This window comes from Aquibium pacificum, from assembly GCF_040839445.1.
Classification (GTDB): Bacteria; Pseudomonadota; Alphaproteobacteria; order Rhizobiales; family Rhizobiaceae; genus Aquibium; species Aquibium pacificus.
The window spans coordinates 15,778-39,056 of the sequence record NZ_JBDPGJ010000011.1 but is presented as its reverse complement, the minus strand read 5'-3'; the positions used below and the strand labels follow the sequence as shown (position 1 = coordinate 39,056).

General features: G+C 66.1%; 26 protein-coding genes and 1 pseudogene. 23 read left to right on the top strand and 4 right to left on the bottom strand.

Annotation, left to right across the window (positions count from 1 at the left end; all coding sequences use genetic code 11):
* The first annotated feature begins 11 nt into the window (after positions 1-11).
* The 8 genes and pseudogenes from ABGN05_RS29005 to ABGN05_RS28970 all read left to right on the top strand — a co-directional run bounded on the left by ABGN05_RS29005 (position 12) and on the right by ABGN05_RS28970 (position 7,238).
* On the top strand, positions 12-452 hold the full coding sequence (locus ABGN05_RS29005; RefSeq protein ID WP_367957525.1) for an SRPBCC family protein: 441 nt from the start codon (positions 12-14) through the stop codon (positions 450-452).
* A gap of 11 nt (positions 453-463) precedes the next feature.
* Positions 464-1,258, top strand: coding sequence for an FAD binding domain-containing protein (locus ABGN05_RS29000; protein ID WP_367957524.1), 795 nt, complete (start codon positions 464-466; stop codon positions 1,256-1,258).
* Positions 1,259-1,297: 39 nt separating this feature from the next.
* Positions 1,298-1,732: pseudogene (locus ABGN05_RS28995) on the top strand ((2Fe-2S)-binding protein); the annotation flags it as partial.
* A gap of 63 nt (positions 1,733-1,795) precedes the next feature.
* Positions 1,796-3,160 (top strand): xanthine dehydrogenase family protein molybdopterin-binding subunit, encoded by a 1,365-nt coding sequence (locus tag ABGN05_RS28990; RefSeq protein WP_367957601.1) that lies wholly within the window; start codon positions 1,796-1,798, stop codon positions 3,158-3,160.
* 1 nt (position 3,161) lies between these two features.
* On the top strand, positions 3,162-4,169 hold the full coding sequence (locus ABGN05_RS28985) for a xanthine dehydrogenase family protein molybdopterin-binding subunit (RefSeq protein ID WP_367957523.1): 1,008 nt from the start codon (positions 3,162-3,164) through the stop codon (positions 4,167-4,169).
* Between the two features lie 185 nt (positions 4,170-4,354).
* A complete protein-coding gene (locus ABGN05_RS28980; RefSeq protein ID WP_367957522.1) occupies positions 4,355-5,227 on the top strand; it encodes an AAA family ATPase in 873 nt (290 codons plus the stop codon).
* Positions 5,224-6,351 (top strand): vWA domain-containing protein, encoded by a 1,128-nt coding sequence (locus ABGN05_RS28975; RefSeq protein WP_367957521.1) that lies wholly within the window; start codon positions 5,224-5,226, stop codon positions 6,349-6,351. The genes ABGN05_RS28980 and ABGN05_RS28975 overlap by 4 nt, the downstream gene beginning before the upstream one ends.
* Positions 6,351-7,238 carry an amidohydrolase family protein gene (locus tag ABGN05_RS28970; protein WP_367957520.1) on the top strand — a complete coding sequence of 296 codons (888 nt, stop codon included), beginning with the start codon at positions 6,351-6,353 and terminating at the stop codon, positions 7,236-7,238. Before ABGN05_RS28975 ends, ABGN05_RS28970 begins: the two co-directional genes overlap by 1 nt.
* A gap of 648 nt (positions 7,239-7,886) precedes the next feature.
* On the opposite strand, the gene ABGN05_RS28965 is transcribed toward ABGN05_RS28970, so the two are convergent.
* Positions 7,887-8,852: a glycoside hydrolase family 25 protein gene (locus ABGN05_RS28965; protein ID WP_367957519.1), complete on the bottom strand. Its 966-nt coding sequence runs from the start codon at positions 8,850-8,852 to the stop codon at positions 7,887-7,889.
* A 265-nt stretch (positions 8,853-9,117) separates the two neighbouring features.
* Between ABGN05_RS28965 and ABGN05_RS28960 the strand changes: the two genes are divergently transcribed.
* Positions 9,118-9,780 carry a thermonuclease family protein gene (locus ABGN05_RS28960; protein ID WP_367957518.1) on the top strand — a complete coding sequence of 221 codons (663 nt, stop codon included), beginning with the start codon at positions 9,118-9,120 and terminating at the stop codon, positions 9,778-9,780.
* 15 nt (positions 9,781-9,795) lie between these two features.
* Here ABGN05_RS28960 and ABGN05_RS28955 read toward each other — a convergent pair whose 3' ends face one another.
* On the bottom strand, positions 9,796-9,990 hold the full coding sequence (locus tag ABGN05_RS28955) for a hypothetical protein (protein ID WP_367957517.1): 195 nt from the start codon (positions 9,988-9,990) through the stop codon (positions 9,796-9,798).
* A gap of 200 nt (positions 9,991-10,190) precedes the next feature.
* On the opposite strand from ABGN05_RS28955, the gene ABGN05_RS28950 reads away from it, so the two are divergent.
* The 8 genes from ABGN05_RS28950 to ABGN05_RS28915 all read left to right on the top strand — a co-directional run bounded on the left by ABGN05_RS28950 (position 10,191) and on the right by ABGN05_RS28915 (position 16,578).
* The gene (locus ABGN05_RS28950) at positions 10,191-11,315 is read left to right on the top strand and encodes an S-(hydroxymethyl)glutathione dehydrogenase/class III alcohol dehydrogenase (RefSeq protein WP_367957516.1); all 1,125 of its coding nucleotides are present in this window, start codon (positions 10,191-10,193) and stop codon (positions 11,313-11,315) included.
* Positions 11,316-11,393: 78 nt separating this feature from the next.
* On the top strand, positions 11,394-12,212 hold the full coding sequence (locus ABGN05_RS28945; protein ID WP_367957515.1) for a hypothetical protein: 819 nt from the start codon (positions 11,394-11,396) through the stop codon (positions 12,210-12,212).
* Between the two features lie 163 nt (positions 12,213-12,375).
* Positions 12,376-12,843, top strand: a complete 468-nt coding sequence (locus tag ABGN05_RS28940; RefSeq protein WP_367957514.1) for an MAPEG family protein — start codon at positions 12,376-12,378, stop codon at positions 12,841-12,843.
* A gap of 29 nt (positions 12,844-12,872) precedes the next feature.
* Positions 12,873-13,895, top strand: a complete 1,023-nt coding sequence (locus ABGN05_RS28935) for a methionine synthase (RefSeq protein WP_367957513.1) — start codon at positions 12,873-12,875, stop codon at positions 13,893-13,895.
* Positions 13,888-14,373 carry a YaiI/YqxD family protein gene (locus tag ABGN05_RS28930; protein WP_373695993.1) on the top strand — a complete coding sequence of 162 codons (486 nt, stop codon included), beginning with the start codon at positions 13,888-13,890 and terminating at the stop codon, positions 14,371-14,373. The genes ABGN05_RS28935 and ABGN05_RS28930 overlap by 8 nt, the downstream gene beginning before the upstream one ends.
* 143 nt (positions 14,374-14,516) lie before the next feature.
* A complete protein-coding gene (locus ABGN05_RS28925; RefSeq protein ID WP_367957512.1) occupies positions 14,517-15,107 on the top strand; it encodes a DUF1353 domain-containing protein in 591 nt (196 codons plus the stop codon).
* A 149-nt stretch (positions 15,108-15,256) separates the two neighbouring features.
* Positions 15,257-16,117 carry an S-formylglutathione hydrolase gene (gene fghA / locus ABGN05_RS28920; RefSeq protein ID WP_367957511.1) on the top strand — a complete coding sequence of 287 codons (861 nt, stop codon included), beginning with the start codon at positions 15,257-15,259 and terminating at the stop codon, positions 16,115-16,117.
* 77 nt (positions 16,118-16,194) lie between these two features.
* Complete coding sequence (locus ABGN05_RS28915) at positions 16,195-16,578, top strand: helix-turn-helix domain-containing protein (RefSeq protein WP_367957510.1); 384 nt, start codon at positions 16,195-16,197, stop codon at positions 16,576-16,578.
* Positions 16,579-16,605: 27 nt separating this feature from the next.
* Here ABGN05_RS28915 and ABGN05_RS28910 read toward each other — a convergent pair whose 3' ends face one another.
* Both ABGN05_RS28910 and ABGN05_RS28905 read right to left on the bottom strand, forming a co-directional pair.
* Positions 16,606-17,643: a hypothetical protein gene (locus ABGN05_RS28910; protein ID WP_367957509.1), complete on the bottom strand. Its 1,038-nt coding sequence runs from the start codon at positions 17,641-17,643 to the stop codon at positions 16,606-16,608.
* Between the two features lie 78 nt (positions 17,644-17,721).
* On the bottom strand, positions 17,722-19,251 hold the full coding sequence (locus tag ABGN05_RS28905; RefSeq protein ID WP_367957508.1) for an NAD(P)H-hydrate dehydratase: 1,530 nt from the start codon (positions 19,249-19,251) through the stop codon (positions 17,722-17,724).
* Between the two features lie 304 nt (positions 19,252-19,555).
* On the opposite strand from ABGN05_RS28905, the gene ABGN05_RS28900 reads away from it, so the two are divergent.
* The 6 genes from ABGN05_RS28900 (at position 19,556) to ABGN05_RS28875 (ending at position 23,273) form a co-directional block, all read left to right on the top strand.
* On the top strand, positions 19,556-19,894 hold the full coding sequence (locus ABGN05_RS28900) for a P-II family nitrogen regulator (protein ID WP_072604158.1): 339 nt from the start codon (positions 19,556-19,558) through the stop codon (positions 19,892-19,894).
* A 47-nt stretch (positions 19,895-19,941) separates the two neighbouring features.
* Positions 19,942-21,351, top strand: coding sequence for a type I glutamate--ammonia ligase (glnA, locus tag ABGN05_RS28895; protein WP_367957507.1), 1,410 nt, complete (start codon positions 19,942-19,944; stop codon positions 21,349-21,351).
* Positions 21,352-21,488: 137 nt separating this feature from the next.
* Positions 21,489-21,785: a type II toxin-antitoxin system RelE/ParE family toxin gene (locus ABGN05_RS28890; protein ID WP_367957599.1), complete on the top strand. Its 297-nt coding sequence runs from the start codon at positions 21,489-21,491 to the stop codon at positions 21,783-21,785.
* Position 21,786: 1 nt separating this feature from the next.
* A complete protein-coding gene (locus tag ABGN05_RS28885; protein WP_367957506.1) occupies positions 21,787-22,101 on the top strand; it encodes an addiction module antidote protein in 315 nt (104 codons plus the stop codon).
* 46 nt (positions 22,102-22,147) lie between these two features.
* Positions 22,148-22,936, top strand: a complete 789-nt coding sequence (gene xth, locus ABGN05_RS28880) for an exodeoxyribonuclease III (protein WP_367957505.1) — start codon at positions 22,148-22,150, stop codon at positions 22,934-22,936.
* Between the two features lie 46 nt (positions 22,937-22,982).
* A complete protein-coding gene (locus tag ABGN05_RS28875) occupies positions 22,983-23,273 on the top strand; it encodes a hypothetical protein (protein WP_367957504.1) in 291 nt (96 codons plus the stop codon).
* The last annotated feature ends 6 nt before the right edge of the window (positions 23,274-23,279 follow it).

Sequence of the window (23,279 nt, the reverse complement as noted above, 5' to 3'; positions counted from 1 at the left end):
GAGGAGCCGCCATGCCGTCCGTCACGATCTCCAGCGTCATCGACGCGCCCGTCGAGAAGGTCTGGGACCGTATCCGCGACTTCAACGGCCTGCCCGACTGGCACCCGCGGATGGTCGAGAGTCATATCGAGGGCGGCAAGCCGGCGACCGACATCGGCTGCGTGCGCAACTTCAAGGTCGGCAGCGGCGCGACGATCCGGGAGAAGCTGCTCGCCTTTTCCGACGACGACCATCTCGTGACCTATTCGATCATCGAGCACCCCGCGCCGATCTCGAACCACACGGCGACCCTGAAGCTCGAACGGGTGACCGACGGAGACAGGACCTATGCCGTCTGGACCTCCAGCTTCGACGCGCCGGAAGGCGAAGGGGAAACCATCGCCAAGGGTATGGGCCAGAACGTATTCCAGGGCGGCTTCGACGCGCTGAAAAGCCATTTCGCCAAAGCCTGAGGAGGCATTCGATGCCGCTCTCGCTCCAGACGTTCCCGACCGTCGGCGAAGCGCAGTCCGCGCTATCGGCGGGTGCGGCGCGCTACATGGGCGGCGGAACCCTCGTCGTCCGCGCCGCCAACGAGGGCGATCTATCTTTCGACACCTTCGTGCGTGCGACCGACCGGAGCCTGCGCGAGATCGCTGTCGCCGACGGCATGGCGACGCTTGGCGCTTCCGTCACCATGGCCGAGGTCGCCCGCCACCCGGAACTATCGACCATCGCCAAGGCCGCCCGCGCGGTCGGCGGGCCTGCAGTGCGAAACATGGCGACCATCGGCGGCAATCTCTTTGCTCCAGCGCCCTACGGCGATTTTTCCTTGGCGCTGCTCGCGCTCGGCGCGGCGATTCATGCCGGCGGCCGCGAATTGCCCATCGAGGAGTTCCTTGCCGGCCGCGACTCGTTCGAGGGCATCGTCACGTCGGTCCGCTTCCGGCTCCCCGCTGCCGACGCCTTCCGCTTCGCAAAGGTCTCGCGCGTCAAGCCGAAGGGCATCTCGGTGCTTTCGATCGCGGCGGTCATCGAGAAGGCGACGGATGGCGCGGTGGGTGCCGCCCGCATCGCGCTCGGCTGCATGGGCGACCGACCGATGCGCGCGACCGCGGCGGAGAAGGCGCTCGCCGGCAAGGCGCTCACGGAGGAAGGCATTGCAGGCGCCGTCGCGGCCATCGGCGAGGGCACCGCGCCATTCACCGATGCCGTCGCCAGCGCCTGGTATCGCGGCGAGGTGCTGCCCGTGCATTTCCGGCGGCTCATGCTCGCCTGACGCGATATCCACCGAGCCGTTTCGCAAGGGAGGAGACGAATGGCAAAGAAGGTTCCGGTCCAGTTCACGCTCAACGGCGAGGAGCGGGCCGAGTTCGTCGAGAGCGGCGCGACGCTGCTCAAGGCCCTGCGCGAGCGTCTCGGCGACACCTCGCCCAAGGGCGGCTGCCACCAGGGCACCTGCGGCGCCTGCTCAGTGCTGGTCGAAGGCGAACTGGTCTTGTCCTGCCTCACGCTTGCCGAGACCTGCGAAGGCCGCGACGTCTCGACCGCGGCCGGCCTGTCGCAGGACGGCGTCATGCACCCGTTGCAGCGCGCCTTCCTCGACGGGTTCGCGGCGCAATGCGGCTTCTGCACGCCCGGCATGCTGATGGCGGCGAAGGCCTTGCTCGACGAAAACCCCAACCCCAGCCGCGAGGACGTGGTCGAGGCGATCTCTGGCAACATCTGCCGCTGCACCGGCTACGAGCCGATCATCCAGGCCGTGCTGTCGGCCGCCCGCGCCAATTCGCATGTGCCGCATGAGGAACCGCCGATGATCCGCCTCGCCAAGGACTATTTTGCCGATCAGCGGCAGGACGACCTGAAGCAGCTCGGCCAGGGCCTGCAGCGCTCCGACGTGCCCGGCCACGTCACCGGCAAGACCGCCTACTTCGCGGACCGCTCCTTCCCCGGCACGCTTCACCTGAAGATGGTCCGCAGCCCTCATCACCACGCCCGCATCCGTTCCATCGACACGTCCGAGGCGGAGAAGCATCCCGGCGTGGCGAAGGTGCTGACGCACAAGGACGTGCCGCACAACGTCTACACGATCCTGATCCTGATCCAGATCGGCCCGGAGGACGAGCAGGTGCTCGCCGCCGACAAGGTGCGCTGGAAGGGCGAGGCCGTGGTCGCGGTGCTGGCCGACAGCGAGCGCGCCGCCAATGAAGCGGCCGCCAAGGTCAGGATAGACTACGAGGTGCTGCCCGCCGTCTTCGACATCGACGAGGCGCTGGCGCCCGGCGCACCGCTGGTCAACGAGTACCACGGCAACAACTACTACACCTACGACAGCGGCAGCCACCGCAAGGTGCGCTACGGCGACGTCGGGAAGGGCTTTGCTGAGGCCGACCACATCCTCGAACAGACCTACTGGTCCTCGCCGATCGAGCACGCGCCGACCGAGACGACCGGCTGCATCGTGGTGCCGGAGGGGAACGACCGCTTCACCTGCCATACCAACACGCAGGCGATGTTCTTCACGCTCGACAACACCTCCATCATCCTCCAGATGCCCGGCCACAAGCTGCATTTCGTCGGCGGCACGGTGGGCGGCGGCTTCGGCGGCAAGGTGGACGTGACGGTCGAGCCGATCGCCATCCTCGCCTCGAAGCTGACGGGAAAGCCGGTCTCCTTCGTCTATTCGCGCGAGGAGGAAATGCAGGTCTCCTCCGCCCGCGCCGCCGAGAAGATCGTCATCAAGGACGGCATCACCAACGACGGCCGCCTCCTGGCGCGAAAAGTCACCGGCTACACGGACGCCGGCGCCTATTCGCGCCACTCGCCCTACGGCGCGCAGAAGGGCGCTGCCCACTATCCCGGCCCCTACACCGTGCCGAACGTGTGGATCGACACCTATTGCGTCTACACCAACCGCACCCCCTCCTCCGCCATGCGCGGCTTCGGCGTTACGATCGCCGATTTCGCGCTGGAGGTTCAGATGGACAAGCTGGCGCGGCTGATCGGCATGGACCCGCTCGAATTCCGCTTCGTCAACGCCTACCGCGACGGCGACATGAAGGCGCATCGCCAGCCGACGGAAGGCGCGGCGCTGATCGAATGCATGCAGGAAGCATCGAAGACGGCGAACTGGCCGGTCGCCGAAAAATACCTGCAGATGTCGTCCTACGGGGAGAAGTGACATGGCGATCCGGCGCGGCCGTGGCGTGGCGGCGGTCAACTATCCGACCGGCATGAACCTCGGCGGCGATCCCAGCCAGGCGCTGGTACATTCGACGCCGACCGGCAACTTCATGGTGACGCTCTCCTCGGTCGATCTCGGCCAGGGGCTGAAGCAGGTGATGGCGCAGATCTGCGCCGAGACAATCGGCGTCTCGGCCGAACAGGTGACCATCGACACCGCCGACACCGACACCGGCCCGCACTGCATGGGCACCTTCGCCTCGCGCGGCACGCACCGCATCGGCAACGCCGTGATCCAGGCCGCCACGGAAGCGCGGCAGGTGATGCTGGAGGTCGCGGCCGAGGAACTGGAGGTCGACGCGTCCGACCTCGAACTCGACGGCGCCGGCGGCATCCACGTCAGGGGCGCGCCGCAGAAGTCGATCTCGATCTTCGACACCGCGCTCGCCGCCCATTTCCGCCACGGCCGCTCGATCTCCGGCCGCGGCATGTTTTTGATCCCGCGCTCCTATCCCGAGACCGAGACCGGCGCGATGAAGCCGTCGACCTGCTACGCGCACGCCTGCACGGTGGCGGAGGTCGACGTCGATGACGAGACCGGTGAAGTCACGGTGCTGACGGTGAAGAACGTGTTCGAGATCGGCCGGGCGCTGAACCCGAAGATGGTGGAGCAGCAGCTCGTCGGCGGCTCCTGGATGGGCATTTCGCATGCGCTCTACGAGACCACGGAGCCCTATTATCCCGCGCGCGACCATGGCGGCACCGACTTCAACCAGTACCTGATGCCCGGCCCCGGCGACCTCGCCGAGACCGAGATCATCGTGCTGGAACGCCCCTCCGCCGACGGCCCCTACGGCGCCAAAGGCCCCGGCGAGATGTGCGCCAACCCCCAGATCCCCGCCGTCGCCAACGCCATCTTCGACGCGGTCGGCGTGCGCGTCGATACCCTGCCGATCACGCCCGAACGCATCCTGCGGGCGCTGAAGGAACAGCGGGCGGCGGTTTAGGCTGACGGCATGAGGTCGACCCCCACTCCGTCACGCTTCGCGTGCCACCTCTCCCCCGATCGACGGGGGAGAGGAAACGCCGATCGTCAAAGCCGCGATTCCTCTCCCCCGGGCAGGGGGAGAGGTGGCTGCCGAAGGCAGACGGAGTGGGGGTGCTTCGTCTCCACCGCCGGTCGTGCAAAGCGATGCTAGCCGACACCATCGCCCCCTCCCCCGAAGCCGTCGCCGACAGGCTGGCGGAGGCACGCTACGTCGCGGACGAAGGCCTCGCCACCGCAATCTTCCTCGCCATGCGCCTCGGCAAGCCGCTGCTGCTGGAAGGCGCGCCGGGTGTGGGCAAGACGGAGGCCGCCAAGGTGGTGGCGCAGATGCTCGGGTCGGAACTGGTCCGTCTCCAGTGCTACGAGGGCATCGACGCCGCGCATGCGCTTTACGAATGGAACTACCAGCGCCAGCTTCTCGCCATCCGGCAGGCAGGCGAGCACGAGATCGACATCTACGACGACCGTTTCCTGATCGAACGGCCGCTGCTCAAGGTGCTGCGCAGGCCCGAGGCGAGCGTGCTTCTCGTCGACGAGATCGACCGCAGCGACCACGAGTTCGAGGCACTGCTGCTCGAATTCCTGTCGGACTTCCAGATCACCATTCCCGAGCGCGGCACGCTCGCCGCCGCTGCGCGCCCGGTCGTCATCCTGACCTCAAACCGCACCCGCGACCTGGCCGAGGCACTGCGGCGGCGCTGCGTGTACCACTGGATCGGCTATCCCGACGCAGAGCGCGAAGCCCGCATCATCGCGCTGCGCGCCAGCGACGTCGCCGAGGCGACCGCCCGGGCCGTCGCGCGCGCAGTGCGCGACATCCGCGCCAGGCCGCTCGCCAAGCCGCCGGGCATCTCGGAGGCGATCGAATGGGCCAATGCCGCCACCGTGCTGGAAAAAGGCGGCAGCCCATGGCCCGAAGCCTTCCGCCGCGCCATCGGCGTGCTCGTCAAGGACGAGGAGGATCTCGCCTATCTGGCGCCGGATTTCGACAAAATCGTCGAGGACGCCCTGTCGTGAGTGCCCTCGCCCCCGCCGCCGATCACCTTCTCGGCTTCGCACGCCTGCTGCGCTCCGCCGGCTTCGCGGTCGCGCCGGAGCAGTCGATCGCCTTCCTGCGCGGCGTGACGCTGCTCGGCCCCCGCTCCATGGAGGATATCCGCCAGGCGGCACTGGCGACGCTGGCGCCGCAGCCGGATCGCCGCCGCGATTTCGACGCCCTGTTCCGCGCCTGGTTCTGGGGCGACGCCGAACTGGCGGCGGAAGGCGACAGCGACGAGGAGACCCGCGTCAAGGACGGCAACGCGGCCCCCGAACAGGAGGCGGAGGAACCGCGGTCGGAAAAGGGCGGAGCCCTCCCCTCGGGCGCCGAGCGGTTGGGCGCGCGGCGTTTCGCCGGCAGGGACGCAACGCTCGCCGCCTTCGGCCTGGCACTGCCCTCCGCCCTGCCCGTGCGCCGCTCGCTGCGCAGCGTGCGGACCCGCGCGCGCGGCGAGCCAGATCTGCGACGGTCGCTGCGCGCCATCGCCCGGGCCGATGGCGACATCCCCAAACCACCGAAGCGCCGGCGCCCGCTCGTGCAGCGCAAGCTGCTTCTCCTGATCGACATATCCGGTTCGATGAAGCAGCACACCGCGAACCATCTCGACCTCGCGCACACGATCGTGCGCAATGCCGAGCGCGCCGAGGTCTTCACCTTCGGCACCCGCCTCACCCGCATAACGCCGTCGCTGAAGGTCCGCGACCGCGAGACCGCGCTTGCCCGCGCCGCGGGTTTCGTCGAGGACTGGGACGGCGGCACGCGCATCGGGCCAGCGCTGCTCGCCTTCCTCGCCGTGCCGCGTTTCGCCGCCTTCGCACGCGGCGCCTCGATCGTGATCCTGACGGACGGGCTGGAGCGTGGCGGCCACGCCGAGATGGAGGTGGCCCTGCGCCGGCTTTCCGCACGGGCTCATCGCCTGTCGCTCTGCACGCCACTCGCCGCCGATCCGCGCTTCCGCCCCGAGACGGCGGCCCTTCGGGCGGTGCTGCCCTTCCTCGACGATCTGGTCGACGGATCCTCGCTCGAGGCCCTCACCCGTTTCATCCTCTCTTTGGCGCGGCCGGCACCGGCGGCCGATACGATCTGGCGAAAGGCGTCGTGATGCAGAAAATGATCGATTCGCACTTCCACATCTGGCGGCAGGCGGACCAGCCCTGGCTCGTCGGCCCGATGGTGCCGCGCATCTTTGGTCCCTACGAGCCGATCCGCCGCGACTATCCGATGGAGGAGTTTCTCGCCGACCGCGAGGGGCTCGGCGTCGAGCGGGCGGTCTACGTGCAGACCAACTGGGCGAAGGAGGACTTCGAAAAGGAGGTCGCCTTCGTCAGCGAGACCGCCGATCGCACCGGCTGGCCGCGCGCCATCGTCGGCTATGCCGACATGACGGTGGACGACGTGCGCCCGCAACTCGACCGCCTGAAGAAGTACCCGCTCCTGCGCGGCATTCGCATGCAGCTTCACTGGCACGAGAACCCCGCCTTCCGTTTCGCCGCGGATGCAAGGCAGGTGATCGATCCGAAGGTGCGGGCCAATGTCGGCCGCCTGAAGGATTATGGTCTCTCCTTCGACCTGCAGCTCTTTCCCGGCCAGATGCGCGACGGGCTCGACCTCGTCGCCGAACACCCTGGCACCGATTTCATCCTCACCCATGTCGGCATGCTGACGGCAAGCGACGACCGCACGGTCGAGGACTGGAAGGTGGGGCTGCGAACGCTGGCGCAGGCGCCCAATCTCAGCGCCAAGCTCTCCGGCCTGGGCACCTTCGTCCATCGCAACGACCCGGCGCTAATCTCGACGATCTACGACGCCGCCATGGAAATCTTCGGCAGCGAGCGGCTGATGTTCGGCTCAAACTTCCCGATCGAGAAACTCTGGACCAGCTACGCCGACCTGATGCAGGCGCATCGCGCCGCGGCGGAAAAATTCAGCGAGGCTGACCAGGCGAACCTGTTCCACAATACCGCCGCCCGCGTCTACCGGCCGGGATAGACACGGACGACGCGCTGGCCGCGGGGGGCAACCCGTTTCCTTCCCCGGCAGACACGTCGATGGTCCGGAATGGGCCCGGATGGCCTCCCTCGCTTGCCTCGGCGGCGATTCCCAGATCACGCGGTCGGGATGTTCGCGCCGGGCACCATCCGCGGGCAAGCCGCTGCGTGGACAAACCAGCGCCTCACTCAGGCCCTGCCGCGGGCCAACCCCTTGATCCGACTGCCGGCCGCCCGCCGCCGACTGCCGGTCCCGCGAATTCTTGTCCACGCGCCTACGCCGTGTCGCATCATGCTCTCCGTCGCGTCCACCGGGCCTTGGGTGGCTGCCGGGCCGACCAGGGGGACGTGACGGCGTGCGGGATTGGCTTCGTCCGGTTGGCGGGGTCGGGGATTGCCTCGGCAAGGCCCCACGGTCCCGGCCCCTCCGGAGCTGTCGATCCACGGCCTTCGGGCACAGGGTGTGACAGAGGGGGGCAGCAGCGTCGGCGGTGCGCGTCTGACGAGCATCGTTCTAGAAAAACAGCGCTGTCGGACCGTCCGCCAGCGCGCGCACCGCCTCCCTTGGGAGATGGGACCTCAAAGGCCAGACGCGTTGGCGGGCGTGGCGATGATGGAGCGCGCCCGTGACCCGATAGAAGAGATCCGCCTACCCCGCGTTGGCGGCGAGCCACTTGCGCCACTGGCCTTCCGAGCCGACGAAGACGTTGAGGTCGATGCGCTCGTCCACCCCGTGCGACAGGCCCGAGCCCGAATATTGCCAGAACACCCAGTCGCGGCCGGGATAGACCTTTGAGGGGTGCGCGGCGACCGAGCGCAGCCAGAAGGGATGGTTCGGGAAGGCGCCCTTCAGATTGTCGCGGTAGAAATCGGGCGCGGTGTAAATGATGGGCCGCTGCCCGTAGTGCTTCTCCAGCCTGTCCATGAAGACCTGCATCTTTTCCAGGACCTGCTCGCGCGAGGGCCGCTTCTTGCATTCGGACAGATGGTTCCATTCGACGTCGAGTACCGGCGGCAACGCGCCCTTGGCCTTCGGCACGTTGCGGATGAACCAGTCGGCCTGCGAGGAGGCAGTGCGGCACCAGTAGAAGAAATGGTAGGCGCCGCGCGGCACGCCGGCCAGAGCGGCGGCGTTCCAGTTGCGCCGGAACATCGGGTCGAGATGGTCGCCGCCATCCGTCGCCTTGATCCAGACGAAGTTCGCTCCTTGCGTCCTGAGCTTCGGCCAGTCGATGTTGCCCTGCCAGCGCGAAACGTCCACGCCGTGCACGGCCAGGCTCCGCGGCGACGCCTTGCCGAAATTGATCGGGTGGGCGTCGCGAAAGCGCTGCGGATGAACTGTGCCGTCCAGCAGCGCCTTTGCCGCAGGGGACGGCTTGTCGGGCGCGACAAGCGCCGCCTCCACCACGGGCGCGGACGCCTCCGCACCGGTTCCCGCGGGTTCATCCTGGGACGCCATTTCGTTCGCTTCAGCAACGGGGGCGTCGGGGCGTGCGATCGAATTCGTCACCTCCATCGAGGGACGCGGAACCAGCTCTTCGAGCCCGGCACTTCTGGTGCAACCGGTCAGGATGGCGCTGGCAAGCAGGATCGTCGCTAGTCGAGACGTACGCATGAAAACCCCGGACGCAAGGTACTGTTCGGGTGGACGCGGGCCGGACGCCGCACGCACTCTCCATCGAAGTGAACAGGAAATTACCAACAAAGACTGAATCCGAACGAAACCGCTGCGATTCTCTTGCGTCCGACGGCGCAAGAGCGCGCCGCCCGCCCGGCGCGGCGAGCCTTTGCGATCGGCGGTCTCTAAAATCGTTATCCCGACGTTAACCGATCCCTAGCTTCGACCCGACAGGATGCGCCCGACCGGAAACGAGGCGCGGATGGCTGGCGAGAGATTCGGATCTACGAACGAAAAATCGACCGCAAGTGCATCGGGAAAACCGCAGCCCAGGCCACGGCAGGCGCCGCCGAAGCGGCCCGCATACAGGCCGGGAACCTCGCTGACCTTCGGCTTCCTCGTCCTCGCCGTCATACTGGCGGCCGCCGCGTTGCCATTCCTCGCCGGCGCCGCGCAGACGCCTGACGTGGTCGGCTATTTCGCATCGGACGGCCCCCGCCAGACCTTGCGCGGCGACGTGGTGCTGCGGAGTGCGCGCGGCGGCGATGCTCGCCAGCCATTGAACGGCCATCCCGTCCGGCAGCAATTCTCGATCTGCGGGGCGTCGAAGCGCGTCAACTGCGTGGTCGACGGAGACACGTTCTGGCTCGACGGTGTCAAGATACGCATCGCCGACATTGACACACCCGAGGTTACGGGACCCGCTTGCGCGACCGAGAAACAGCTGGCGGGGAAAGCGACGCTTCGCTTGCAGTTGCTCTTGAATTCCGGGGAGTTCGAACTGCGGCGTAGCGACCGTGACGAGGATCGTTACGGCCGCAAGCTGCGTACCGTGCATCGCGACGGCCGCTCGATCGGGGAGATACTCGTCGCGGACGGCCTCGCCCACGAATGGCGGGGCCACAAGGAAAGCTGGTGCGGCTGAGCCACTCTGGGCCGCCTAGCCAACGACCTCCATCGCGGGACCGGCGGGCCGCGGCAGAATGATCGTTCCCCCGGGCGGGGTGGTGTTCGCACGCGCCTGTGCCTCGTCCAGCAGCGAGCGGATGTCCTCGGCCTTGATCCCGTCGCGCGCCATGAGCTTGCGGATGATCGGTTCGCTCAGCAGTTCGTCGATGGTCGTATCGCAGTGCATGTCGTCTCTCCCAGGGCCGCCACCCGCTGAACGGTGACTTAGCCAATCCGCATGACCCGACGATGTCCGTACGGTGACGAATTGTTGCCGGAACCGGCAGCAACGCGACCGACCCGGACCGGTTCCCGGCCGCGGGCTTGCCCGCCCCGAGAAATCCTGAAATCTTGCCGCGCAAATCGAGGATCAGGAAGGACCACCCCATGAAGACACGCGCCGCCGTCGCCATAGCTGCCGGAAAACCGCTCGAGATCATGGAGGTCGACCTCGAAGGTCCTCGCGCCGGCGAGGTGCTGGTCGAGGTCAAGGCGACCGGCATCTGCCACACCGACGAATTCACGCTGTCCGGCGCCGATCCCGAGGGCCTTTTCCCCGCGATCCTCGGGCACGAAGGCGCGGGCGTGGTCGTCGACGTCGGGCCGGGCGTCACCTCGGTGAAAAAGGGTGACCACGTCATCCCGCTCTACACGCCCGAATGCCGGCAGTGTCCGTCCTGCCTGTCGCGCAAGACCAACCTGTGCACCGCGATCCGCTCCACCCAGGGCCAAGGGCTGATGCCGGACGGAACCTCGCGCTTCTCGATCGGCGGCGAGAAACTGTTCCACTACATGGGCTGCTCGACCTTCTCGAACTTCACCGTCCTGCCGGAGATCGCGGTCGCGAAGGTCAACCCCGACGCACCGTTCGATACGATCTGCTACATCGGCTGCGGCGTGACCACCGGCATCGGCGCCGTCGTCAACACGGCCAAGGTCGAAATCGGGTCGACGGCCGCCGTGTTCGGCCTCGGCGGCATCGGCCTCAACGTCATCCAGGGGCTCAGGCTCGCGGGCGCCGACATGATCATCGGCGTCGACATCAACGACGACAAGAAGGAATGGGGCGAGAAGTTCGGCATGACGCATTTCGTCAATCCGAAGAATTGCGAGAACGTCGTCGCCGAGATCGTCAACCTGACCAAGCGCGGGGCCGACCAGATCGGCGGCGCCGACTACACGTTTGACTGCACCGGCAACGTCAAGGTCATGCGCCAGGCGCTGGAATGCGCCCATCGCGGCTGGGGCGAATCGATCATCATCGGCGTGGCCGGCGCCGGCCAGGAGATCGCCACGCGTCCGTTCCAGCTCGTCACGGGCCGCACCTGGAAAGGCACCGCCTTCGGCGGCGCGCGCGGCCGGACCGACGTGCCCAAGATCGTCGACTGGTATATGGAAGGCAAGATCCAGATCGACCCGATGATCACCCACAAGCTCTCGCTCGACGAGATCAACAAGGGTTTCGATCTGATGCATGCGGGAGAGAGCATCAGGAGCGTGGTGGTCTACTGACTCCCTGCGGAACCCGCTTGCCTCACGAGCATTCCCCCGAGACACGGCCCTTCCGGCCGGATGTTGCCCGGAGCCACGATGAGACCTTTCGCTCTTTCCATTTTCGCCAGCGTGCTCGCGCTGTCCCTCGCAGCCTGCAGCGACGAGAAAACCGATGGAGCCGCCGTGCCCCCGACGGCCGATCCGCCGGCGGCAGCGGAGTCGTCGCCACCGGCCACACCGGACGGAGGTGACGACGCGGCCGAGCGGGATCGCGCGGTCAACCAGCTTCGCGACGGCGCGAAGTCGATCGCCGAGGGCGCCGGCACCTTGCTCAAGCAAGGCCGCGACGCAGCCGAACAGGCGATCGAGGACGCCGGTCCGGCCATCGACAAGGCTGGGGACTATGCCCGGGAACTCGGTCGCATCGCCAAAGGTGCTGCAGAGCAGGCGGCGGCGGAGCTTCGCAACGCCGCCGAAGACCTCAACCGCCGTATCGAGGAATCGAAGACCGACGCCGAACTCCCCGAGGGCGACCCGCAGGCGCGGTTGGCGGCGCCGGAGCTTCTCAGAGTCGACACCCTCTCCGCCGCCCGCGCCCGGCCAGCGGGCGTCGGCCCGGATTACGTCGGCGTGTGGGCCGCCGATGCAGCCCAGTGCAGCCGCATCGACCAGGAGCCGGTAGAACAGATGGCCGTCATCACGCCGACCACCATCCGCCGCTACGAGAGCCTTTGCAACATCGAGGAGGCGCCGCTCGCCGACGGTATCGTGACGCTTGCCGCCTCCTGCATCGCCGAAGGCGAGACGGAGGATCGCCAGATCCGGCTTTCGCTCACCTCTCCCGACCGGCTGGAAATCGGCTCTCCCGAGACCCCGGTGCAGGCGACGCTCGTCCGCTGCCATCTCGGCGGATAGGCTCTGTACCCTGGCTGGACGCGCGCGTCGAAGGGTCAACCGAGTCGCGAGGGGCCGTTCGGCACGGGATCGAGGTACGCCGTCATGGCGTGTGGGCGCTCCGAAAGACGATGTGGTAATGTACCCGCCTTGGCGCAGACCGCCGGAATCAGGGGGAACAACCGTGGATGGCATCAGCCTTGAGAACCCGCTGGTGGGGACCTATGCCATCGCTGCCTGCCTGATGATTCTGAAGGCGGTATCGATGTCCTGGCTGACGGTCTGGCGCATGATCCAGGAGAAGGGCGGCTACCGCTCGCCCGAGGATCTGCGCAGGACCCGCCTCAATCCGAGCCCGGATCCCAAGCAGCTCGAACCCAACGAGCGCGTCGAGCGCATCCGCCGAATCCACCAGAACGACCTCGAGAACATCCCCTTCTTCCTTGTCGCGGGGTTCCTCTTCGTCCTGGCGGAACCCCCGCTCTGGCTCGCCTGGTTGCTGCTGTACGGCTATGTCGCTTCGAGGCTCCTGCATTTCGCGGCCTATTTTACCGCCCAGACGCACGACATGCGCGCCAATCTCTGGACAGCCGGCTCGCTCATCCTGGTCTTCATGACCATGTGGGCGCTCCTTGCGGCCCTCGTGGCCTGAAACGTTCCGCCGAACCAAGCCGAGGAAATATGCTCTTCCCCACCACCATCGCCGGCAGCCTGCCGAAACCGCACTGGCTGGCCGAGACTGAAAAGCTCTGGCCGAAATGGCGCTTCGAAGGCGCCGATCTCGACCGGGCCAAGCGCGACGCCGCGCTCGTGTGGATCAAGGAACAGGAGGATGCCGGGATCGACATCGTCTCCGATGGCGAGCAGTTCCGCCGCCATTTCGTGCACGGCTTCCTGGAGAACGTGGAGGGTATCGACTGGCAGCTGATGACGCCGATGGGCATCCGCAACAACCGCTACGTCGCCGACGTGCCGACGGTGACGGGAGCCCTGCGCCGCACGCGGCCCGTGCATCGCGACGAGGCCGCCTTCTGCCGCGCGCACACCAGCCGCAAGCTGAAATGGACGCTGCCGGGGCCGATGACCATCTGCGACACCCTGGCCGACACCCACTATGGCCGTCGCGCCGACATGGCGATGGCCTTCGCGGAAATCTTGAACGAGGAGGCGCTGGAGCTCGAGGCGGCGGGCGTGGACGTCATCCAGTTCGACGAGCCGGCCTTCAACGTCTTCATGGACGAGGTCAACGACTGGGGCATCGCCGCGCTGGAGCGCGCGGCCCGCGGCCTGAAGTGCGCCACCGCCGTCCACATCTGCTACGGCTACGGCATCGAGGCCAACGTGAAGTGGAAGGAGACGCTGGGCAGCGAATGGCGGCAGTATGAGGCGATCTTCCCGGCGCTGAACCTCTCCTCCATCCAGCAGGTGTCGCTCGAATGCGCCAATTCGCGCGTGCCGATCTCGCTGATCGGCCTCTTGACGGACAAGCAGATCCTCGTCGGCGTCATCGACGTGGCGACGAATGCGGTCGAGACGCCGGAACAGGTGGCGGCAACGATTGCCGAGGCACTGAAGCACGCGGAGGCCGAACGCATCCAGCCCTGCACCAATTGCGGCTTGGCACCCTTGTCGCGTGAGGTGGCGGTCGGCAAGCTGAAGGCGCTCGGCGACGGCGCGGCACTGGCCCGCAAGTACATTGCCTGAGCCGGCCGACATAAGGCCCCCGCAGATCTTCGTCGATGCGGACGCCTGCCCGGTCAAGAACGAGGCCGTCACCGTCGCGCAACGCCACGGCCTGATCGTCACCTTCGTCTCGAACGGTGGCCTGCGCCCTTCCCGCGATCCCATGATCCGCAACGTCGTCGTCTCGAAGGGAGCGGATGCGGCCGACGACTGGATCGTGGAGAACGCCCGGCCGAACGACGTCGCAGTGACGGCGGACGTGCCGCTCGCAGCCCGGCTCGTGCCGGCGGGCGTCCACGTGATTGGCCCGACCGGAAGGCCGTTCACGCCGGAATCGATCGGCATGGCGGTGGCCATGCGGGATCTGAAGCAGCATCTTAGGGAAACGGGCGAAGACCGCGGCTTCAATCGGAGCTTTGCCGCGCGCGACCGATCGGAATTCCTCAGCGCTCTCGACCGCACGGTGCGTAGGGCGATGAACGCCGGCAGGGAGCCTTGATTGCCGGCGCCAGGGCCGAATGCCTAATGGCGCACGAACTGATCGAAGCCGCCTGCGTCTGCGAGTGTGAAGCAGATCACGCCGTCCGCTTCCACTCCAGCATATCATCCACTGCATGGCTCGTCGTCGCGCGAGAGGATCGCATGGCAGCACACTTCATCGGCACCGTCTCCGTTACCTGGCTCGAGCAGCCGGGCGATGACCGCGACATGAAGCTGACAAAGGCCTTCACATTCGTCGACGCGGCCGGCCTGAGATGGACGGCGAAGAAGAACGCCGTCATCAACGGCGCATCGATCCCGCGGATTTTCTGGACCACCTTCGGTCCGCCCTTCGTGGGCGAATACCGGCGGGCTTCGGTCGTCCACGACCATTTCTGTGACGTTCGCACGCGTTCGGCAGAGGCGACCCACCACATGTTCTACGAGGCCTGCCTGGCCGGCGGCGTCGGCATGATCAAGGCCAAGACCATGTACACGATGGTGAAGACCTTCGGGCCGAACTGGAAGACACTCTCGGGCGCGCTGGCCATCAACGGTGTGGAGGTGCTCGCGAAAGGTCAGAAGGTGACGGTCTACCGGACGATGGGCGCGGACGAGTTCGCCCGGCTGGAAAAGTGGGTCGAGGAACGAAACCCCTCGATCGAGGAGATCGACGCCGAGATCGAGCGGCGGTCGCGCGAAATGCCGGTTCTGCCGCCGGAGGAAGAACGGCCGGAAGCGGCAGTGATGTAGTGCCGGCCGGCTTGCCGACCTCCATCCGCAACGGGCGGGTTTGGCGTTCCGGCCCCTTCGTGCTAGGAACGGACACTCTCCTCCGCCTCCCCAGGCGACACCAGACAGTTCAACATCGAGACCTCCGGCACCCGTCGGACGCGCGCAGCATGAGCATCAAGACAGTTTCGACAGCGAAATCCCATGGCGGCGTGCAGAGCGTCCACAGCCACGCCTCCGAAGCCTGCGGCTGCGACATGACGTTCGCGGTCTTCGTCCCGCCGCAGGCCGAAGAAGGCCCCTGCCCAGTGCTGTGGTATCTGTCAGGCCTCACCTGCACTCATGCAAACGTCGTGGAGAAGGGCGAGTACCGGCGCATGGCGGCCGAACTCGGCCTGATCGTCGTCTGCCCCGATACCAGTCCGCGCGGCGCGCATGTGCCGGACGAGAAGGACAACTGGCAGTTCGGTTCGGGCGCCGGTTTCTACGTCGACGCCAGCGAAGCGCCCTACGACACCAACTACCGCATGTATTCCTACGTCGTCGAGGAACTGCCGCGGATCGTTTCGGCCAATTTCCCTGCCGACATGAACCGCCAATCAATCTTCGGCCATTCCATGGGCGGCCACGGCGCGCTCACCATCGCGCTTAGGAACCCGAAGCGCTTCAGGAGTTGCTCTGCCTTCGCGCCGATCGTTCATCCGTCCGACGCCGACTGGTCCGCCCGGGCGTTCGAGCGTTATCTCGGTCCCAACCAGGCCGACTGGCGCACTCATGATGCCTGCTCGCTGATCGAGGACGGATACCGCTTTTCGGAGTTCCTCGTCGACCAGGGCAAGGCCGACAGTTTCCTTGAGGACGGGCTCAAGCCCTGGCTGCTCGAGGAGGCGTGCCGAAAGGCCGGCATCCCGCTCAAGCTGCGCATGCAACCCGGATACGACCACTCCTACTTCTTCATCTCCACCTTCATGGACGACCACCTGCGCTGGCATGCCCAGCGTCTCGGCATGCTCGAAGGCGACGTCACCTGACGTTCGTCGCGGCGCCACGGAGTTCGATTAAAGTTATCTATGGCAACAAAGATCCGCAGTTGGAGGGAAACCGTTCCATGGCAGTCGTGACATCCATCCACAACCGGCTCCCGGATTCCGACACGTTCGGAGGCCGCCTCTCACGCATCCGCGACGCGCAGGGCATGACGACTGCCGCCCTGGCGCGCCGCGTCGGCGTCAGGCAGAAGACCATCGAGCAATGGGAGAGCGACCGCTCGGAACCCAGCGTCGAGCGGCTGTCGCTTCTGGCGGGCATACTGAACGTCAATCTGGTCTGGCTGCTGCACGGCGTGGGCGATGCCCCCGCCGACGAGATCGGGCCCGACCCACTCGCCGCCATTACCGTGCAACTGGAACGGCTGAAGCGCATGCACGAGGATACCGGCCGTATCATCGACCGCATCCAGCGCGAACTGACGCGCCTCGAAGAAGAACGCTAAGCCCCGCCCGGCGGCGGGTTGCCGCCGTCAGGCCACCCGATCGATCAGTTCCCGTATCGACGGGTGGATCGAGCGCGACTCCCGGCCGATGAAGGTCAACAGCGCCCGCTCGTTCTCGTGGATGTCGCCGTCGCGGGTGATGCGATCCACCAGCCAGGCGGCCTCGTCCGCATCGATCGCTTCTGCGTCCGCCTCGGCCTTCTCGCGCGAGGCGTTGCGTTCGGTCCAAGCGCCTTCCATCCCGTTCGATCCGCGATAGGCATCGAGCACACCGGACAGGCCGCCCGAAAGCATCCGCTGGAAGAACCCCGCCAGGTTCACGTCGGTGCCATCCAGGAACGCATCCCGCCTCAACGCCTCCTCGCGCGGCGGCGGGGCGTAACCCGACGCGCACATGACGAAGTTCGCGATCGCTTTGACGAACAGGTCGGTCCACTCCGGATGATTCACGGCATCCTTGATCCGCTCGTTCAGATCGAAGAGCGCCTCCGCCTCCTCGCGGCTGATGCCGATGCCGGCCTTGCCGCCGAAGGCGAACAGCACGCGGCGCAGGACATCCACTTCGGCCTTGCCGACCGCGCCCGGTGTGAATTCCGCCCCCGAGACCGTGCGCGCGTCGCTCTCGACCACCGCGCGGGCGACGAGGTCCAGCGCGGCGGCGGACAGCCTCGCAGGGGCCGACCGCGCGCGTTCGAGGACCGCGATGGCGACTTCGACCTGCATCAGGCTTTCCGCATGGCCCGCATCCGACATGCAGGCGATCAGCCAGTCGGCATTGTGCTCGGACACGTATCCGGCCGGCGCCTCCTGGTGGACGACGTAGTCGGCCACGGCCTCGATCAGGAAGCTCCGCCATTCCGGACAGGCCCCCCCGGCCTGGCTGTCGATCTCGAACAGAGCCTCGGCCTCCTCGCGGGAGACCAGCCCATCGCCGAACACGTCCCGGCGAAGCGCAATGACATCATCCGCCGAGATCCGGTCCTTGCCGAGGAAACGGGCGAGAACCTCGCCTGCCACTGGCGCGCGCAGTGCCGCCTGCCCTGTCGATCCTGCCGTCGAAACCATTGAAAGTCTCCCGATAACTCACCGCGACCGTAGCAGGACCGGCTTGAGAAACGGCAAAAGAGACTGGTTAGCGGGTGGTTAGGAGGACGACCCCTGCGAATCACGCAATCCGGCAAGGACCGCAGGCAGGAGGCCGGGAAGATCCTCCGCGATCAGACCCGGTCCGAACCGCGCACCCGCTTCGGCATGCAGCCAGACACCAGCCGCCGCGGCCTCGAAAGCCGGCATTCCCTGCGCCAGCAGTCCGGCCACGATGCCCGCAAGCACATCGCCGGAGCCGGCCGTCGCCAGAAAGGGGGTCGCATTGGTGTTGATCGCGGCACGCCCGTCTGCGGCAGCGATCACGGTGTCGGGTCCCTTGAGAACGACCACGGCATGCGACCGCTCCGCCGCCCGGCGTGCGCGCTCCAGCTTCGAGAGACCGGCAGCATCGGCGAGGTCAGGGAAGAGCCTGCGGAATTCACCCTCGTGCGGGGTCAGGACTGCGCAACCCCGTCCAGTTTCCGATCCGATCGCGGCCAGCGCCTCGAACAGCCTGTGCGGGGCATTTTCGAACGAGGTGATCGCGTCTGCGTCCAGGACCAGGCCGAACGGCCTGCCCGCGGCAAGGCGGGCCAGCGCGAGCACGAATTCGGTGCATCGCTCGCCCACCCCGAAACCCGGGCCGATCAAGGCTGACGTCATCTTCCTGTCCGCCGCGAACATGACGGCTTCCTCGGGAGTGTCTGTCCGCTTCAGCATCACGGACGTCAGGTGCATGGCGTTCACCTGTACCGCTTGCCTGGGCGACAGAACGGTGACGGCCCCTGCTCCCGCCCTTGCGGCCGAGATCGCGGCCAGCCGGGCCGCACCGGTCGCCGAGGGTCCGCCGGAGAAAACGCCCACGTGGCCGCGCGCATATTTGTGCGAGCCACTGTCGGGCCAGGGAATATGGGTACGCCAGAGTTCGGGAACGCTGCGGAACGTTCGCGACCCGATGTCGGCCAGGACGTCGGCCGGAATCCCGATATCGACGAGAATCGTTTCGCCGCAAAGGTCGCGCCCCGGATAGAGGAGATGTCCGGGCTTAAGCCGGAAGAAGGTGACCGTGAGGTCCGCCCTGATCGCGATGCCGAGCACGAGGCCGGTCTCGCCCGAAAGGCCGGAAGGCAGATCGACCGCGACGATTGGGGCGCCCGATGCATTCGCCCTCTCGATGACTGGGGCATGCGGTGCGCCGATCTCGCGCACCAACCCCGCTCCAAAGAGGGCGTCGACAATGACGTCCGATGCCTGCGGCGCGAACGCGTCGAACCCGAGCAACGGCAGCCGCATCTCCGCAAGCGCGCCTTCGGCATCGCTCCCCGGCCGTGGGTGCCCCTCGCAATGGACGCGCACGTCCACGCCGGCTTCTGCCAGGAGCCGCGCCGCGACGAAGCCGTCGCCGCCATTGTTGCCGGGTCCGGCCAGCACGTGGACCGTTTGCGCCTGCGGATACCGCGAAAGGATTTCGCGCGCGACCGCCGAGCCTGCGTTTTGCATCAGCGCCGGCCCGTCGAATGGTCCGCGCGTGATCGCCAGCCTGTCCGCTTCGGCCATCTGCGCGGGAGACAGAAGTTCAATGCCCATGGGTAACCCCGTCGATGGTGGCGCAGAGTAGACAGTTCCGGAGGAGCCGGGCAAACACTTCGTTCCTGCTCATGATGTTTGCGGCTTGCGTATTTTTTGGGCAGGCAGCATGGTGATCAGGAAGCCATTCGGCTCGCCCGATGTGACCCCCGTAAGCGCTGCGACGCAAAACCCGGAGTGATATTGCGGCGTCCCGTGAATCGCTGTCGCTCCCGCCCAGCTATCCCCGTCTGGCATGCTTCGTGCTTGTGGGTCGGCGAAGCGGGTTCGATCTGCCGCTCAATCCATCGGAGGCCCCCGTCTAATGAAAAAAATCGAAGCGATCATCAAGCCGTTCAAGCTTGACGAGGTGAAGGAAGCCCTTCAGGAAGTTGGATTGCAGGGGATCACGGTGACGGAAGCCAAGGGCTTCGGTCGCCAGAAGGGTCATACCGAACTGTACAGAGGTGCGGAATATGTCGTGGACTTTCTGCCCAAGGTGAAGGTCGAGGTGGTCTTGGGCGACGAATCCGTCGAAGCCGCGCTGGAAGCGATCCGCAAGGCGGCGCAGACTGGCCGGATCGGCGACGGCAAGATATTCGTATCCAACATCGAGGAAGTCGTCCGTATCCGTACAGGCGAAACCGGAATAGACGCTATCTGAGACGGCATTCGGCTTCGAAGAGAAAACCGTCAGACAAGGGATGAGACATGACGACAGCAAACGACATCATGAAGCAGATCAAGGACAACGACGTTAAGTTCGTCGACCTGCGCTTCACCGATCCGAAGGGCAAGATGCAGCACGTGACGATGGACGTCGTGGCTGTCGACGAGGACATGTTCGCCGACGGCGTGATGTTCGACGGCTCCTCGATCGCGGGCTGGAAGGCGATCAACGAGTCCGACATGGTGCTCATGCCCGACACCGAGACGGCGCACATGGATCCGTTCTTCGCGCAGTCGACCATGGCCGTCGTTTGCGACATCCTCGACCCGATCTCGGGCGAGTCCTACAACCGCGACCCGCGCGGAACCGCCAAGAAGGCGGAAGCCTACATGAAGTCCGAAGGCATCGGCGACACCGTCTATGTCGGTCCCGAGGCCGAGTTCTTCGTGTTCGACGACGTCAAGTACAAGGCCGACCCCTACAACACCGGCTTCAAGCTCGATTCGAGCGAACTGCCGTCGAACGACGACACCGACTACGAGACCGGCAACCTCGGCCACCGGCCGCGCGTCAAGGGCGGCTACTTCCCGGTTCCGCCGGTCGATTCGCTGCAGGACATGCGCTCCGAGATGCTGACGGTCATGGCCGAGATGGGCGTGGTCGTCGAAAAGCACCACCACGAGGTCGCGGCTGCCCAGCACGAGCTCGGCATCAAGTTCGACACGCTGACGCGCAACGCCGACAAGATGCAGATCTACAAGTACGTCATCCACCAGGTCGCCAACGCCTACGGCAAGACCGCGACCTTCATGCCGAAGCCGGTCTACGGCGACAACGGCTCGGGCATGCACGTGCACCAGTCGATCTGGAAGGGCGGCAAGCCGACCTTCGCCGGCAATGAATACGCGGGGCTGTCGGAGAGCTGCCTGTTCTACATCGGCGGCATCATCAAGCACGCCAAGGCGATCAACGCCTTCACCAACCCGCTGACCAACTCCTACAAGCGCCTGGTGCCCGGCTTCGAGGCTCCCGTGTTGCTCGCCTACTCGGCGCGCAACCGCTCGGCCTCCTGCCGCATCCCCTTCGGCTCCTCGCCGAAGGCCAAGCGCGTCGAGGTCCGCTTCCCGGATCCGGGCGCGAACCCCTATCTCGGCTTCGCTGCGATGCTGATGGCCGGCCTCGACGGCATCAAGAACAAGACCCACCCCGGTCAGCCGATGGACAAGGATCTCTACGACCTGCCGCCGAAGGAACTGAAGAAGATCCCGACCGTCTGCGGCTCGCTGCGCGAGGCCCTCATGAGCCTCGACAAGGACCGCGGCTTCCTCAAGGCCGGCGGCGTCTTCGACGACGACCAGATCGACGCCTACATCGAACTCAAGATGCATGAAGTCATGCGCTTCGAGATGACCCCGCATCCGGTCGAGTTCGACATGTACTATTCGGTCTGACCGGATCCATTTCAGGTGGACAATCGCGAGCCGGGGCATGTCCCCGGCTCGTTTCGTTAGAGAGGCAGCATGTCTCCCCAACTACGTTCGGACCCACGGATGCTTGACGGATTGTCGTTTTAAAACTACTATCGTTCATATTCGAGCTGAAGCAGACGCAGACGTTCAGGAAGTGGTGGACGCGCCTCAAGGATGAGCGTGCCCGCGGTCTGATCTTCGCACGGCTCGACCGACTGGCCTACGGACACGTAGGCGACGTCAAGCCGGTGGGTGGCGGCATAAGCGAGGTGCGTATCCACCATGGTCCCGGTTACCGCGTTTATCTCCAGCAACGCGGCAGCACCCTCATCATCCTCCTGTGTGGCGGCGACAAGAGCACACAGGCCAAGGACATCAGGACCGCCAAACGTCTGGCTGAAGAATGGAAGGAATGACGTGGCCGAGATACTGACGACTTTCGACCCAGCCGAGGGGCTGACCTCCGACGAGGCAATCGCGTCCTTCATGGCGGAGGCGTTCGCTTCCGAGGATGCGGGATACATCGCGCATGCGCTCGGCGTCGTGGCGCGCGCGAAGGGGATGACCCAGATCGCGAACGAGACAGGGCTTTCGCGCGAGCAGCTCTACCGTTCGTTCAGCGACAAAGGGAACCCTACCCTCAAGACGACCATCGCCGTCATGAAGGCCCTCGGCATCGAATTGACGGCCAGACCCGCACATTCCCTGGCTGGCCCGAGCCAAGAAGGATGAGTATGGTCGGAAGGCCGATGAGTGCGGACGGCGGGAAATTGAGACCATGAAGATCGCGACCTGGAACATCAACGGCGTCAAGGCGCGGATCGACAATCTCGTCACCTGGCTGAAGGACAGCCAGCCCGACATCGTGTGCCTGCAGGAGATCAAGTCCGTCGACGAGAACTTTCCGCGGCTCGAGATCGAGGCGCTCGGCTACCACGTGGAGACGCATGGCCAGAAGGGCTTCAACGGCGTCGCCATCCTGTCGAAACTGCGCTTCGACGAGGTGACATGCCGGCTGCCGGGGAACGACGGCGACGATCACGCGCGGTTCATCGAGGGCGTCTTCTCAACCTCGGCCGGCGCGCTGCGGGTGGTGTCGCTCTACCTGCCGAACGGCAACCCGGTCGGCACTGAAAAATTCACCTACAAGCTCGGCTGGATGGAGCGCCTGGAGGCGTGGGCGAAGGACCGGCTCGCGCTCGAAGAGCCGATCGTGCTCGCAGGCGACTACAACGTGATCCCGCAGCCGATCGACGCGAAGAATCCCGACGTCTGGGTGAACGACGCCCTCTACCAGCCGGAGAGCCGATCCGCCTTCCGGCAACTGTCCTGGCTCGGCTTCACCGACGGGATCCGCGCCGTCACGGACGAGGCGCTCTACACCTTCTGGGACTACCAGGCCGGCGCCTGGCAGAAGAACAACGGCATCCGGATCGATCACCTGATGCTTTCGCCCGAAGCCGCCCGGCACCTCCAGGCGGCGTCGGTGGAAAAGCACGTGCGGGCATGGGAAAAGCCCTCCGACCATGTCCCGGCGGTCGTGGAACTGGCGATGAGCGCGGTCTGACGGCCGCTTCTGGCGCAGCGACGCATGGTCGTGCTATGATTGCTGGATGAAGAGACTTGCGCTCCTCTCGCTGACGATCGCCTGGGCTGGCCTCGCGCTCCCCGGACCGGCCACGGCGGACGAGTGCATGTGCATCGCCAACGGCCAGCGGTACTCGCTCGGTGAGACCGTTTGCCTGAAGCTTTCCAGCGGTTCATGGCTGGCGCGATGCGGACGTGTCCTCAACAACACCTCGTGGGAAAAGATCGGCGACGGCTGTCCGGTCTCGTCGATCAACGCGCCTCAATTGCCGGAAACGCCACAGCAGCGGATGTCGAAGCCTCAGAGCAAAGGCTGATCGGCG